Raw genomic sequence first — 14,157 nt, 5'->3', positions numbered from 1 at the left:
GCGGTCATTTTCCTTTGTGGACGCATGAAGTAACCGAAATTAGCCGCATGGGGGATCCCCCGTGTACAAAATCTGAGCGATACGGGGATATATCCGGAATGCCAACGATCCAACAGCTGATCCGCAAGCCGCGGCAGCCGAAAGTCAAACGTTCGAAATCCATGCACCTGCAGGAGTGCCCGCAAAAGCGCGGCGTCTGCACACGGGTTTACACAACGACACCCAAAAAGCCGAACTCGGCCATGCGTAAGGTTGCCAAAGTGCGCCTGACAAACGGTTTCGAAGTCATCTCTTACATCCCGGGCGAGAGCCACAACCTTCAGGAACACTCCGTGGTTCTGATCCGCGGCGGTCGTGTAAAAGACCTTCCGGGTGTGCGTTACCACATCCTGCGCGGTGTTCTTGATACGCAGGGCGTTAAAGACCGTAAGCAGCGTCGTTCGAAGTACGGCGCGAAGCGTCCGAAGTAATCTCGCACAGGTGGGGCACGGCCCCGCCTTTCCACCCGATGTTCGGTGGGGCAGCGCCCCACCACCCGCCAAGAGGAAGACACTGACATGTCACGCCGCCACGCCGCTGAAAAACGCGAAGTCCTGCCAGACGCCAAATACGGCGATCTGGTTCTCACAAAATTCATGAACAACCTGATGATCGACGGCAAAAAATCTGTCGCCGAGCGTATCGTCTACAACGCGATGACCCGCGTCGAAGACAAGATCAAACGCGCCCCGATCGAAGTGTTCCACGAAGCGCTTGAAAACATCCAACCGTCGGTCGAAGTTCGTTCGCGTCGCGTTGGTGGTGCCACCTATCAGGTCCCAGTCGAAGTGCGCCCCGAGCGTCGTCAGGCGCTGGCGATCCGCTGGTTGATCAAAGCCGCCCGTGCGCGTAACGAAAACACCATGGAAGAGCGCCTTGCAGGCGAGCTGCTGGACGCCGTTCAGTCCCGTGGTACCGCTGTTAAAAAGCGCGAAGATACGCACAAGATGGCCGACGCGAACAAAGCGTTCAGCCACTACCGCTGGTAATTTCAACGTCGCGCCCGGTTTCGGGCGCGATCTGTTCGTACTGATATTTTCGAGGAAGCAGCCCCATGGCACGCGACTATCCGCTCCAACGCTACCGCAACTTCGGCATCATGGCTCACATTGATGCCGGCAAAACCACCTGTTCCGAACGCATCCTGTTCTACACCGGCAAATCCCACAACATCGGTGAGGTGCATGACGGCGCCGCAACGATGGACTGGATGGAGCAGGAACAAGAGCGTGGCATCACCATCACCTCCGCCGCGACCACCACGTTCTGGCAGCGCCAGGAAGAGCCCACAGCCGATGCGACATCCGACACCAAGTACCGGATGAACATCATCGACACCCCCGGCCACGTTGACTTCACCATTGAAGTTGAGCGTTCGCTGGCGGTTCTCGACGGCGCAGTTGCCGTTCTTGACGCCAACGCCGGTGTTGAGCCGCAGACCGAAACCGTGTGGCGCCAAGCTGACCGCTACAAGGTGCCGCGTATCGTCTTCGTCAACAAGATGGACAAGATCGGCGCGGACTTCTTCAACTGCGTTCGCATGATCAAAGACCGTACAGGTGCCACGCCTGCACCAGTGCAGATCCCGATTGGTGCAGAGAACGAGCTGGAAGGCATCGTTGATCTGGTCACCATGAAGGAATGGGTCTGGTCTGGCGAAGATCTGGGTGCGGGCTGGGAACAGCGCGAGATCCGTGACAGCCTGAAGGACACTGCCGACGAATGGCGTGCCAAGCTCATCGAGACCGCGGTCGAGATGGACGATGAGGCGATGGAAAACTACCTGATGGATGGCGCCGAGCCGGACGTCGACACCCTGCGCGACCTGATCCGCAAGGGTACGCTGGCGATCAAGTTCATCCCCGTTCTCTGTGGTTCCGCCTTCAAGAACAAAGGTGTTCAGCCGCTTTTGAACGCCGTGATCGACTATCTGCCCAGCCCGCTGGACGTTGTCGACTATATGGGCTTCAAGCCGGGCGATGAGACAGAAACCCGTAACATCCCGCGCCGCGCGGATGATGACATGGCGTTCTCTGGCCTTGCGTTCAAAATCATGAACGACCCCTTCGTTGGTTCGTTGACCTTCACCCGCATCTACTCGGGCGTGCTGAAGAAGGGCGATACCCTTCTGAACTCGACCAAGGGCAAGAAAGAGCGCGTCGGTCGTATGATGATGATGCACTCGATCAACCGCGAAGAGATCGAAGAAGCCTTTGCGGGCGACATCATCGCGCTTGCCGGTCTGAAAGACACCACCACAGGTGACACGCTCTGTGCCGCCAACGATCCGGTGGTTCTGGAAACCATGACCTTCCCCGATCCGGTGATCGAGATCGCGGTTGAGCCAAAGACCAAGGCCGACCAAGAAAAGATGTCTGCAGGTCTGGCCCGTTTGGCCGCCGAAGACCCCTCTTTCCGCGTCGAAACCGATCTGGAATCCGGTCAGACCATCATGAAGGGCATGGGCGAACTTCACCTCGACATTCTGGTGGACCGTCTGAAGCGCGAATTCAAAGTTGAAGCGAACATCGGTGCACCGCAGGTGGCATACCGTGAGACGATCAGCCGCGAAGCCGAGATCACCTACACCCACAAGAAACAGTCGGGTGGTTCGGGTCAGTTCGGTGAAGTTAAGATGATCCTGATGCCGACCGAGCCGGGCGAAGGTTACTCCTTCGAGAGCCGTATCGTCGGTGGTGCCATTCCCAAGGAATACATCCCGGGCGTGGAAAAAGGGATCAAGTCGGTTCTGGACTCCGGTCCGCTGGCGGGCTTCCCGGTCATCGACTTCAAGGTTGCTCTGATCGACGGTAAGTTCCACGACGTTGACTCCAGCGTTCTGGCCTTCGAAATCGCCGCCCGTATGGGTATGCGCGAAGGCATGAAAAAAGCTGGCGCAAAGTTGCTGGAACCGATCATGAAGGTCGAAGTTGTGACACCGGAAGAGTACACCGGTGGCATCATCGGTGACCTGACATCCCGTCGGGGTCAGGTGCAGGGTCAAGACACGCGCGGCAATGCCATCGCGATCGACGCCTTCGTACCGCTGGCCAACATGTTCGGCTACATCAACACGCTGCGTTCGATGTCTTCCGGTCGTGCGAACTTCACCATGCAGTTCGACCACTACGAGCCTGTGCCGCAGAACATCTCTGACGAGATTCAGGCCAAATTTGCATAACCGGGATGGCGGGGTGAACCCCGCCCTACCCAATCTGTAGGGTGGGTTTTTAAGCCCACCACCCAACATCTAAAGGAGCCAACACCATGGCAAAGGCAAAGTTTGAACGTAACAAGCCACACGTCAACATCGGCACAATCGGCCACGTTGACCACGGTAAAACCACGCTGACCGCGGCGATCACCAAATACTTCGGTGACTTCCAAGCGTATGACCAGATCGACGGCGCGCCCGAAGAAAAGGCCCGCGGCATCACCATCTCGACCGCGCACGTTGAGTATGAGACCGAAGCACGTCACTACGCCCACGTCGACTGCCCCGGCCACGCTGACTATGTGAAAAACATGATCACCGGTGCGGCTCAGATGGACGGCGCGATCCTGGTTGTGAACGCGGCCGACGGCCCGATGCCCCAGACCCGCGAGCACATCCTGCTCGGCCGTCAGGTTGGCATCCCCGCCATGGTCGTCTTCATGAACAAAGTTGACCAGGTTGACGACGAAGAGCTGCTTGAGCTGGTTGAGATGGAAATCCGCGAGCTGCTGTCTTCCTACGACTACCCCGGCGACGACATCCCCGTCGTGCCCGGTTCCGCTCTGGCGGCGATGGAAGGCCGTGACGAAAACATCGGCGAGAACGCGATCCGCAAGCTGATGGAAGAAGTCGACAACTACATCCCGACACCAGAGCGTGCTGTTGACCAGCCGTTCCTGATGCCCGTCGAAGACGTGTTCTCGATCTCTGGTCGTGGTACCGTTGTGACCGGCCGTGTTGAGCGTGGCGTGATCAACGTTGGCGACGAAATCGAAATCGTCGGCATCCGCGACACCAAGAAAACCACCTGCACAGGCGTGGAAATGTTCCGCAAGCTGCTGGACCGTGGTGAAGCTGGCGACAACATCGGCGCGCTGCTGCGTGGCGTTGAGCGTGACGGCGTTGAGCGCGGTCAGGTTCTTTGCAAGCCCGGTTCCGTGAACCCGCACACCAAGTTCGAAGCCGAAGCCTATATCCTCACCAAAGAGGAAGGTGGCCGTCACACGCCGTTCTTCGCGAACTACCGTCCGCAGTTCTACTTCCGTACAACTGACGTGACCGGCACCGTTCAGCTGGCAGAAGGCACCGAGATGGTCATGCCCGGCGACAACGTGTCCTTCGGCGTTGAGCTGATCGCACCGATCGCCATGGAAAACGGCCTGCGCTTCGCGATCCGCGAAGGTGGCCGTACCGTTGGCGCGGGCGTCGTTTCCAAAATCACCGAGTGATTTTGGGCGGGGCCTTCGGGCCTGACGTCTGTGAGATTTGAAAGGCCGCAGCGTTTGCTGCGGCCTTTTGCTTTTGTGGGGGAGGGGGCTTTTTGGGACGCTTCGGTGAAACGGGAAAGCTAAGTGTGGTTTTCGGTGGTGATTGAACGTTGGCGGGGTGCGCTGTCACGCCGTGGCCGGCGTGACTTTGCGCACTGGTTCTAAAAACACGGGGGTTTTTAGAACCCTCTTGCCACCTGTTGCGATTCCCCCTATAGGACGCCCATTGAACCGGGGTGCGTTAGACGCGCCCCGTTTGATTTAATACCAAGGCGCGATGAGGGGGCCGGATGAGCCTGCTTCCTCCAATCCGTTAGAATCCCAAAACAAGGGATATGCATATGGCCGTTCAAAGCCAGAACATCCGCATTCGCCTCAAGGCGTTTGACTACCGGGTGCTCGATGCCTCCACTCAGGAAATCGTCAGCACCGCCAAGCGCACAGGCGCTTCGGTTCGCGGTCCCATTCCGCTGCCGAACAAAATCGAGAAATTCACCGTTCTTCGTGGTCCCCACGTTGACAAGAAATCCCGTGACCAGTTCGAAATCCGCACGCACAAGCGTCTGCTGGATATCATTGATCCGACCCCCCAGACCGTGGACGCGCTGATGAAGCTCGACCTCGCTGCTGGCGTGGATGTCGAGATCAAGCTGCAATCGTAAGCCGGGAGGGTAATCATATGTTGCGCTCAGGCGTTATTGCAAAAAAAGTCGGCATGACCCGGCTGTTCATGGAAGACGGCAAGCAGATTCCTGTGACCGTTCTTCAGTTGGACAAGCTTCAGGTTGTCGCACAGCGCACCGCAGACCGTGACGGCTACACCGCCGTTCAGCTCGGTGCCGGTTCGGCGAAAGCCAAACGCACAAGCCAAGCCATGCGTGGCCATTTCGCAGCAGCGAAAGTGGAACCCAAGCGCAAGGTTGCTGAGTTCCGCGTCGATGCGGACGCGATGCTGGACGTTGGTGAGGAAATCATCGCGGACCATTACTTCGCGGGTCAGTACGTTGACGTTGCAGGCACTTCGATCGGTAAAGGTTTTGCCGGTGCGATGAAGCGTCACAACTTCGGCGGTCTGCGGGCGACACACGGTGTCTCCATCAGCCACCGTTCGCACGGCTCCACAGGCCAGTGTCAGGATCCCGGCAAGGTTTTCAAAGGTAAGAAAATGGCCGGTCACATGGGCGCTGCCCGTGTTACCACGCAGAACCTCGAAGTCGTCAAGACCGACAGCGCGCGTGGCCTGATCATGGTCAAAGGCGCCGTTCCTGGCTCCAAAGGTGGCTGGGTCACGGTCAAAGATGCGGTCAAAAAGCCGTTCCCCGAAGACGCGATTCTGCCCGCCGCTCTGAAATCCGCCGCTGAAGAAGCCGCGAAAGCCGCCGAAGAGGCAGCCGCTGCAGCCGCAGCAGAGGCAGAAGCCGAAGCCAAGCGTTTGGCCGAAGAGCAAGCCGCACAGGAAGCCGAAGCGCTAAAGGCCGCTGAAGCTGAAATCGCAGCTGAAGGTTCGGATGCCGATAATTCCGATGCCGACGCTGACAAGAAAGAAGGTGACGCATGAAACTCGATGTCATCAAACTCGACGGTGGCAAAGCCGGGTCCGTAGACCTGGACGAAGCACTGTTCGGCCTTGAGCCGCGTGCCGACATCCTGCACCGCGTCGTGCGCTGGCAGCGCAACAACGCGCAGCAGGGTACGCACAAGGTCAAGACCCGGTCCGAGACCAGCTACTCGACCAAGAAGATCTATCGCCAAAAAGGCACCGGCGGCGCACGCCACGGTGACCGTAACGCGCCGATCTTCCGTAAGGGTGGTATCTACAAGGGTCCGACCCCGCGTAGCCACGGCCACGAGCTGACCAAAAAGTTCCGCAAGCTGGGCCTGCGCCACGCGCTGTCCGCCAAAGCAAAAGCCGGTTCCTTGGTCATCATCGACGAAGCCACATCCGAAGGCAAAACAGCCGCTCTGGCTAAACAGGTGTCGAACCTGGGTTGGAAGCGCGCGTTGGTCATCGATGGCGCTTCGGTCAACGAGAACTTCGCACAGGCCGCGCGCAACATCGAAGGGCTGGATGTCCTGCCGTCGATGGGCGCAAACGTCTATGACATCCTCAAGCGTGACACTCTGGTGATCACCAAAGCGGGGATCGAAGCATTGGAGGCACGCCTGAAATGAGCGCCAAGCATGAACACTACGACGTGATCCGCAAGCCGATCATCACCGAGAAAGCAACCATGGCGTCCGAACAGAACGCCGTCGTTTTCGAAGTGGCGATTGAAAGCAACAAGCCGATGATCAAAGAGGCCGTTGAGGCGCTCTTTAACGTCAAGGTGAAGGCCGTGAACACGTCCATCACCAAAGGCAAGGTCAAGCGTTTCCGGGGCCAGATGGGCCGCCGTAAAGACGTGAAAAAGGCTTATGTGACGCTCGAAGAGGGCAACACAATCGACGTATCCACCGGGCTGTAAGCTTTCGGTTTGGTATTTGGGAAAGGCCTCCGCATTGCGGGGGCCTTTTCCGTTGTGGCGGTTGACCCTTTGGGGATCGCGCATTTGATTTCCCCACGAAGGGTGCCCCCCCCCCCGGCAGCGGGCCGTAGGCGCTGGCCTTTCGGTTCCGTGGGAAGCTTTGCCGCATGGGCCGTTTCCGGCCTAAATGACGCTATGCAGCGGCAAAAGGCATCGGGGGCGTTGCTTGCGGCGCGCTTTCCTCTACAAGACCTCGGAGAACGACAAAAAGCAGGTCTATGTCCCACGAAAAATCTACCCCCGGCGCGTCTGCGGACGTGTCGAACGCGCGCGACTGGGTGCGCGTGCTGGCCCGCTACCGCGAGCCAAGCACTTGGCGCAGCAGTTTTGAACTGGCGATCACGCTCGGGCCGTTTGTCCTTCTTTGGGCACTGGCTTGGTGGGCGTTGTCGATCAGCGGCTGGCTGACACTTGGCATTTCGCTGGTGAATGCAGGCTTCCTGCTGCGGCTTTTTGCGATTCAGCATGACTGCGGCCATGCGGCCTTTTTCAGCAGCCGTCGCACCAGCGATTGGGTGGGCCGCGTGCTGGGGGTGCTGACACTGACGCCCTATGACGTTTGGCGCCGGACCCATTCGATTCACCATTCCTCGGCTGGGAACCTTGGCCGTCGAGGGATTGGCGATATTCACACACTCACCGTTGCAGAGTATCGCGAACTTGGGCTGCTTGGGCGGTTGCAGTACCGTCTCTACCGCAATCCGGTCGTGCTTTTTGGTCTTGGGCCGAGCTACCTGTTTTTCGTGCAGAACCGCGTACCGCTGGGGCTGATGGCGCAAACCCGTTATTGGCTAAGCGCGATGGGCACCAACCTGACGATCCTCGCAGCACTTGCGGTGATCTTCTATTTCGGGGGGGTCATGCCCATTCTGCTCATCTTCGTCCCCAGCACCTTGTTGGCGGCCACGGCGGGCATGTGGCTGTTCTATGTGCAGCACCAGTTCGAGACGACCCATTGGGAGGAAAATGAGGCGTGGGATTTGCATGACGCGGCCTTTCACGGCTCGTCGCATTACATCCTGCCTCGGCCCTTGCAGTGGCTGAGTGCCAATATCGGCATTCACCATGTGCACCACCTTTACAGCCGCATCCCGTTCTACCGCCTGCCGGAAGTGCTGCGCGATCATGTGGCCTTGGCCGAGGGGAACCGGATGACGATTCGCGAAAGCCTCGCCAATGCGCGGCTGCATCTGTGGGATGAAAAGAGCAAGCGCCTGTTATCATTCGCACAGGCGCGCCGCGCCGTTTAAGCCCTAAAATATCGCTGATGTAAGACCCCCGCACCGGCGGGGTTTTTGCGTTTTTAGGGGGAGGCATTACCCAGGCGCGATCCCGTCGGGGCCTGCTTCAATCATGTGGCGACCCCTAGAAAGTTCCGAAAAAATGCTATCAATTTTCTTGGAACAGAGCGGAAAGCTGCCGGTTGTCTCACCGTGGAAGACGGGGTGTTGGGCGCCTCAACTATCTTAAACAAATACGGGAGAGACCTAATGATCTATACCAAAACACTCATGGCCGGCGTATCCGCCGTTGCCCTTTTTGCAGCCGCTCCGGTTCTGGCGCAGGACGCAACAGAAAAAGTAGAAGAGACCATCGAGCGCAACGCCGAAGCCGAGATGGAAGCAGAAGCTGAAGTCGAAGTTGAAGGTGACGCAGCCGCAACCGCTAATGTAGCCGGCGGCCAAGTGGTTGTTGAGCAGGAAGACGCCCAAGTTGACGTGACCGTGCCCGAGCCCGATGTAAACGTTTCGCAGGACGCTCCCGTGGTAACGGTTGAGCAGGGCCAGCCCGAAGTGACCGTGGCCGTGCCCGAGCCGACCGTTCGCGTGCAGCAGCAGGCGCCGATCATCACCGTTGAGCAGGCACAGCCGCAGGTGACCGTGCGTATCCCTGAGCCGGTCGTGACCGTGCAGGTTCCCAAGCCGCAGGTTGATGTGGAAACAGGCGAGCCGATCGTTGATCTGGAGCAGCCCGAACCCGTCGTGAAATTCGTGCGTCCCGAGCCGAAAGTGACCATCGAAGAAGCCGAGCCGCGCGTGACGGTTGAGCAGGCCGAAGCCAATGTGAACGTGGCTGAATCCGAAGAAGCCCGCGTCGCTGTTGAGCAGGAAGAAGCCAACGTGAACGTGCAGCAGGGTGAAGACGCGAATGTCGTCGTCGAAGAAGCCGAAGCGCCTGAGGTCAACGTAGAAGGTGCCGAAGGCGCCGAGATCAACGTCGAGCAAGAGCAAGCCCGCGTGCTGATGGAAGACTTCAATGCTGATGAGCAAGGCAATATGGCCGAAGAAGACCGCACCCGCTATCAAGAGAACGTGCAGCGTCTGCCGATCTTTAACCTGACCGCCGAAGAACTGACCGGCCGCAGCGTCGCCACCGAAACCGGCGAAGATGTTGGCGAGATCGACTTTATCGGCGTCCGTGGCGACACCGTTGTTGCGATCATCGGCGTTGGCGGTTTCCTTGGGATGGGCGAAAACGAAGTCGCCATTCCGGTTGAGAAGCTGATCATGCGTGAAGACGAAGTGATCGTCCCCGGCGTCACCGAAGAGCGTCTGGAAAGCATGCCGGAATTCAACGAAGCAGAAGTTGAAATCCTTGACCCCGGTATGCGTCTGGCCGAGAGCATTGGGCTTGACTAATACCCGCTTTGGGTAATCGGTAAACCTACGGAAGGAGGCGCTTCGGCGCCTTCTTTTCTTTTGTGCGGGCAGGGGAGAGGAATTTCGCCATGCCCACTGGACGGGCAGAATTGAACCTGCTAGGTCGCCACATCGGCTCAAGCCCCGGATTCGTCCGGGGTTTGGCTATTTGAACGATCCCGGTGGTTGGGATGCCTGCCTCGCAAGAGATTTAAGCCCATCCACCACTCCTACAGGGGACCTTCGGGGCCCTACAACCAACGCGCTTTCATCATGATGGATGCGTGCCAAGCAAACGGAAGACAGAGAACATGGCACTCAAGTCGTACAAACCGACGACGCCAGGCCAGCGTGGACTGGTACTGATCGACCGTTCGGAGCTGTGGAAAGGCCGCCCGGTCAAAGCCCTTACTGAGGGTTTGACCAAATCTGGCGGTCGGAACAACACCGGACGAATCACAATGCGTCGTACAGGTGGTGGTGCAAAGCGCCTCTACCGTATCGTTGATTTCAAGCGTAACAAGCTGGACATGTCCGCTGTTGTCGCGCGGATCGAATATGACCCCAACCGGACCGCTTTCATCGCACTGATCCAGTACGAAGACGGCGAGCAGGCCTACATCCTGGCCCCCCAGCGTCTGGCCATCGGCGACAAGATCATCGCCGGCGCCAAAGTGGACATCAAACCCGGTAACGCGATGCCTTTCTCGGGCATGCCGATCGGTACGATCGTCCACAACATTGAGATGAAGCCCGGCAAGGGCGGTCAGATCGCACGTGCCGCCGGCACCTACGCCCAGTTCGTGGGTCGTGACGGTGGCTACGCTCAGATCCGTCTGAGCAGCGGCGAGCTGCGTCTCGTGCGTCAGGAATGCATGGCCACCGTTGGTGCTGTGTCTAACCCCGACAACTCCAACCAGAACTACGGTAAAGCGGGCCGCATGCGTCACAAGGGCATCCGTCCTTCTGTACGTGGTGTGGTGATGAACCCGATCGACCACCCGCACGGCGGTGGTGAAGGCCGGACCTCTGGTGGTCGTCACCCGGTTACTCCTTGGGGTAAGCCGACGAAGGGTGCCAAGACCCGCAACAAGAACAAAGCGTCCAGCAAGCTTATCATCCGCTCGCGTCACGCCAAGAAGAAGGGGCGTTAATTCATGGCTCGTTCAGTATGGAAAGGTCCTTTTGTTGACTCTTATGTCCTCAAAAAGGCAGAGGCTTCCCGCGAGGGCGGCCGTAACGAAGTGATCAAGATCTGGTCGCGCCGCAGCACGATCCTGCCCCAGTTCGTGGGTCTGACGTTTGGCGTGTACAACGGTCATAAGCACATCCCTGTTAACGTCAGCGAAGACATGATCGGTCAGAAGTTCGGTGAGTACTCCCCGACTCGGACCTACTACGGTCATGCCGCCGACAAAAAAGCGAAGCGGAAATAAGCCATGAGCAAGGATAAGAATCCCCGCCGCGTGGCAGACAACGAAGCAATGGCAAAACTGCGCATGCTTCGCACCAGCCCGCAGAAACTGAACCTGGTTGCAGCTCTGATCCGTGGCAAGTCCGTGGACAAAGCGCTGACAGACCTGACCTTCTCCAAGAAGCGGGTCGCGCAGGACGTGAAGAAATGCCTTCAGTCCGCGATTGCCAACGCCGAGAACAACCACAACCTGGACGTCGATGAGCTCATCGTGGCCGAGGCCTATGTCGGTAAGAACCTGACCATGAAGCGCGGTCGCCCGCGTGCCCGTGGCCGGTTCGGCAAGATCATCAAGCCGTTTGCCGAGATCACGATCAAAGTGCGTCAAGTTGAGGAGCAAGCCTGATGGGTAACAAAGTCAATCCGATCGGTATGCGTCTTCAGGTGAACCGCACCTGGGATAGCCGCTGGTACGCCGACACCAAAGATTACGGTGATCTTCTGCTCGAAGATCTCGCAATCCGCGACTTTATCAAGAAAGAGTGCCACCAAGCTGGTGTTGCCCGTGTGATCATCGAGCGTCCGCACAAAAAGTGCCGCGTCACGATCCACACAGCACGCCCTGGTGTTATCATTGGCAAGAAAGGCGCGGACATCGAGACGCTGCGCCAGAAGATCGCCAAGATGACCAACTCGGAACTGCACCTCAACATCGTTGAGGTCCGCAAGCCCGAGCTGGACGCACACCTTGTTGGTGAGAGCATTGCACAGCAGCTGGAGCGCCGGGTTTCTTTCCGCCGCGCCATGAAACGTGCCGTGCAGAACGCCATGCGCATGGGCGCACTGGGCATCCGCGTGAACCTCGCGGGTCGTCTTGGTGGGGCCGAAATCGCGCGTACCGAATGGTACCGTGAGGGTCGCGTGCCGCTGCACACATTGCGTGCCGACATCGATTACGCACATGTCGAAGCGGCCACCGCTTACGGCATCATCGGGATCAAGACATGGATCTTCAAAGGCGAGATCATGGAACATGACCCCGCCGCGCGTGACCGTAAGGCACAGGAACTCCAAGACGGCCCAGCACCTCGCGGTGCCGGCGGTCGTCGCTAAGGGGGAATGACAAATGCTTCAACCAAAGCGTACTAAATTCCGCAAGCAGTTTAAGGGCTCGATCAAGGGTCTGGCAAAGGGCGGGTCTGACCTGAACTTTGGCACCTACGGCCTGAAGGCACTGCAGCCGGAGCGGGTTACAGCCCGTCAAATCGAAGCGGCACGCCGCGCCATGACGCGTCACATGAAGCGTCAAGGCCGTGTCTGGATCCGCATCTTCCCGGACGTACCGGTCACCTCCAAGCCCGTCGAAGTTCGTATGGGTAAAGGTAAAGGTTCCGTCGACTTCTGGGCAGCCAAGGTCAAGCCGGGCCGTATCATGTTCGAAATCGACGGTGTCGGTGAAGACGTGGCACGCGAAGCCCTGCGTCTGGCAGCCATGAAGCTGCCGATCAAAACTCGGGTTGTTGTCCGCGAGGACTGGTAAGCCCGCAGCCCCGTAAGGGGTGGCTGAAAGACATAAAACCCCCGTCGAGCGATCGGCGGGGGTTTTGCTTTGTCAGACCAGCGCGTCGGCCTCAAGGTCGAGCCAGAGTTTGCCATCCCGGTAGCCGCCTTTGATCAGGTGTCCCGGCTCAGCGATTTCCGGATGGGCCTCCGCCCAATCGCGGAACTGATCGCGGCTGACGACCTGCCCGCCGTAGTCTCGGGCGGATTGCAGTATATAGGGGTCCGCGGGCGTGCCCTTTGGGACGACCATCACCCGGTCCACCGGCAGGTCAAGTTGTCTGCTCAGCGCCTTGTCATGTTGATAGTGACCGGCGAGCAGATAGCCCGCGTTGGCGTCAAACACGACGCCGGCGGAATAGCCCCTCGTGCGCAACTCATCCACAACGTCCCGGACCGCATTCATGTCCGGCGCGCCGGTCTTCCAATGCATGACGTTGGAGCCGTCGACGATGATCCATTTTTTCCGCTGCTGATGCGCGCCGCGGAAAGACCGGAGCAGAAGGATCGCACTGGCGATAACGCAAAGCGCGCCGAGCAGGCTGAAGTCCCCATAGCCCGGCGTGGATGCGGCTGCGGTTGTAAGGGCGAGGGATATAAAGAGCAAAAGAAACGGGACAAACATCGGCAGTGGATACTCAAATAAATCTAAAGGTTGAATGTTCACCAATCGGGCAGGCGGGGCAAGCAGCACCTGCAACGCTGGCCAATGCGCTTTAATCTAGGTAGCCTTTGCTTAACCCCATGCCGCAGGAAAGGCCCAGCCCGATGAAGCACGTCCCAAAGCCGAACACCGACGAAGACCTCATCAAAGCGTTTCTCGACAAGGGCGGAGAGGTGAAGAAGGGCAAGACCAAGCCGATGCCCAGTGATCTCGGGCTCAGCAACAATCAGTGGGGCAACAAGCTGACCAAGGAAGAAAAGGCAGCGGTCAAGGCGCAGGAAGAGGCGGCGAAGAAACTGAAATAGCCGCCGGGCGGTGCCTCAGATGTCGACCTGATAGACGCCCAATGCCTCGGCCAAGGCGGTCTCTTCGAATTTGAAATGCGAGCGCACCACTGCGACCAGTTGGTCGAATATCGCGCGGGTTTCGGCGAATTGTTCTGAGCTCGGTGCCTCAGTCAATCCGTCCGCCGCCGCGCCCAGCCGTTCGAGAAGCGCGTGAACGACCTCATGTTCGGCCCGCAGACGGTCCACGATTGCGCGCACCGGTTCTGACCCGCGCGCGAGCAGCTGCGGGAAAATGCTCTGTTCTTCGATATTGTGGTGCATCGTCAACGCCCAGCATTGCTGACCGCAGAGCGTCCCGGCGGCGGCGAAATTCTGGGCCATCTGGCTATGCAGGACGATATGCGCAAGCTCAGCCGGGGGCGCCTCTCCGGCCTCAATGCGGGTCATTACCTGAGCGATTTGTGATAGATCGCTGAGGTAGTGACGGTGGATCGCCGCGAGGTGCCGCCCGGCCTGCCGTTGGGCTTCGGATACCTCGCCCATGTCG

General features: G+C 58.8%; 18 protein-coding genes. 16 read left to right on the top strand and 2 right to left on the bottom strand.

Annotation, left to right across the window (positions count from 1 at the left end; all coding sequences use genetic code 11):
• The first annotated feature begins 98 nt into the window (after window positions 1-98).
• The 15 genes from rpsL (at window position 99) to rplP (ending at window position 12,639) form a co-directional block, all read left to right on the top strand.
• Window positions 99-470: a 30S ribosomal protein S12 gene (rpsL, locus tag A3722_RS19750; RefSeq protein ID WP_007118826.1), complete on the top strand. Its 372-nt coding sequence runs from the start codon at window positions 99-101 to the stop codon at window positions 468-470.
• Between the two features lie 87 nt (window positions 471-557).
• Window positions 558-1,028 (top strand): 30S ribosomal protein S7, encoded by a 471-nt coding sequence (rpsG, locus tag A3722_RS19745; RefSeq protein WP_067267956.1) that lies wholly within the window; start codon window positions 558-560, stop codon window positions 1,026-1,028.
• Window positions 1,029-1,093: 65 nt separating this feature from the next.
• Window positions 1,094-3,220 carry an elongation factor G gene (fusA, locus tag A3722_RS19740; protein ID WP_067622154.1) on the top strand — a complete coding sequence of 709 codons (2,127 nt, stop codon included), beginning with the start codon at window positions 1,094-1,096 and terminating at the stop codon, window positions 3,218-3,220.
• Between the two features lie 86 nt (window positions 3,221-3,306).
• Window positions 3,307-4,482, top strand: coding sequence for an elongation factor Tu (tuf, locus tag A3722_RS19735; RefSeq protein WP_067622157.1), 1,176 nt, complete (start codon window positions 3,307-3,309; stop codon window positions 4,480-4,482).
• A 380-nt stretch (window positions 4,483-4,862) separates the two neighbouring features.
• Window positions 4,863-5,183 carry a 30S ribosomal protein S10 gene (gene rpsJ / locus A3722_RS19730; protein ID WP_067267998.1) on the top strand — a complete coding sequence of 107 codons (321 nt, stop codon included), beginning with the start codon at window positions 4,863-4,865 and terminating at the stop codon, window positions 5,181-5,183.
• Window positions 5,184-5,200: 17 nt separating this feature from the next.
• On the top strand, window positions 5,201-6,079 hold the full coding sequence (gene rplC, locus A3722_RS19725; protein ID WP_082849552.1) for a 50S ribosomal protein L3: 879 nt from the start codon (window positions 5,201-5,203) through the stop codon (window positions 6,077-6,079).
• A complete protein-coding gene (gene rplD / locus A3722_RS19720) occupies window positions 6,076-6,693 on the top strand; it encodes a 50S ribosomal protein L4 (RefSeq protein WP_067622160.1) in 618 nt (205 codons plus the stop codon). Before rplC ends, rplD begins: the two co-directional genes overlap by 4 nt.
• Window positions 6,690-6,986, top strand: a complete 297-nt coding sequence (locus A3722_RS19715; protein WP_007118833.1) for a 50S ribosomal protein L23 — start codon at window positions 6,690-6,692, stop codon at window positions 6,984-6,986. Before rplD ends, A3722_RS19715 begins: the two co-directional genes overlap by 4 nt.
• 278 nt (window positions 6,987-7,264) lie before the next feature.
• A complete protein-coding gene (locus tag A3722_RS19710) occupies window positions 7,265-8,296 on the top strand; it encodes a fatty acid desaturase family protein (protein WP_067625850.1) in 1,032 nt (343 codons plus the stop codon).
• Window positions 8,297-8,536: 240 nt separating this feature from the next.
• Complete coding sequence (locus A3722_RS19705; RefSeq protein WP_067625853.1) at window positions 8,537-9,685, top strand: PRC-barrel domain-containing protein; 1,149 nt, start codon at window positions 8,537-8,539, stop codon at window positions 9,683-9,685.
• Window positions 9,686-9,996: 311 nt separating this feature from the next.
• Window positions 9,997-10,839, top strand: coding sequence for a 50S ribosomal protein L2 (gene rplB / locus A3722_RS19700; protein WP_067625855.1), 843 nt, complete (start codon window positions 9,997-9,999; stop codon window positions 10,837-10,839).
• 3 nt (window positions 10,840-10,842) lie between these two features.
• Window positions 10,843-11,121, top strand: a complete 279-nt coding sequence (gene rpsS / locus A3722_RS19695) for a 30S ribosomal protein S19 (protein WP_007118838.1) — start codon at window positions 10,843-10,845, stop codon at window positions 11,119-11,121.
• A 3-nt stretch (window positions 11,122-11,124) separates the two neighbouring features.
• Window positions 11,125-11,505 (top strand): 50S ribosomal protein L22, encoded by a 381-nt coding sequence (rplV, locus tag A3722_RS19690; RefSeq protein WP_067267968.1) that lies wholly within the window; start codon window positions 11,125-11,127, stop codon window positions 11,503-11,505.
• Entirely contained in the window at window positions 11,505-12,212 is a 708-nt protein-coding gene (rpsC, locus tag A3722_RS19685; protein ID WP_067625857.1) for a 30S ribosomal protein S3, read from the top strand. The genes rplV and rpsC overlap by 1 nt, the downstream gene beginning before the upstream one ends.
• Before the next feature lie 13 nt (window positions 12,213-12,225).
• Window positions 12,226-12,639, top strand: coding sequence for a 50S ribosomal protein L16 (gene rplP, locus A3722_RS19680; RefSeq protein WP_007118841.1), 414 nt, complete (start codon window positions 12,226-12,228; stop codon window positions 12,637-12,639).
• A 72-nt stretch (window positions 12,640-12,711) separates the two neighbouring features.
• Here rplP and A3722_RS19675 read toward each other — a convergent pair whose 3' ends face one another.
• Complete coding sequence (locus A3722_RS19675; RefSeq protein ID WP_067625866.1) at window positions 12,712-13,284, bottom strand: NYN domain-containing protein; 573 nt, start codon at window positions 13,282-13,284, stop codon at window positions 12,712-12,714.
• A gap of 143 nt (window positions 13,285-13,427) precedes the next feature.
• On the opposite strand from A3722_RS19675, the gene A3722_RS19670 reads away from it, so the two are divergent.
• A complete protein-coding gene (locus A3722_RS19670) occupies window positions 13,428-13,628 on the top strand; it encodes a hypothetical protein (protein WP_067625860.1) in 201 nt (66 codons plus the stop codon).
• 15 nt (window positions 13,629-13,643) lie between these two features.
• Here A3722_RS19670 and A3722_RS19665 read toward each other — a convergent pair.
• A partial coding sequence (locus tag A3722_RS19665; RefSeq protein WP_067916392.1) for a hemerythrin domain-containing protein occupies window positions 13,644-14,157 on the bottom strand: 514 nt, incomplete at its 5' end.

It is taken from the genome of Sulfitobacter sp. HI0027, from assembly GCF_001634775.1.
Classification (GTDB): domain Bacteria; phylum Pseudomonadota; class Alphaproteobacteria; order Rhodobacterales; family Rhodobacteraceae; genus Sulfitobacter.
This window is presented reverse-complemented; position numbering and strand designations above follow the sequence as displayed.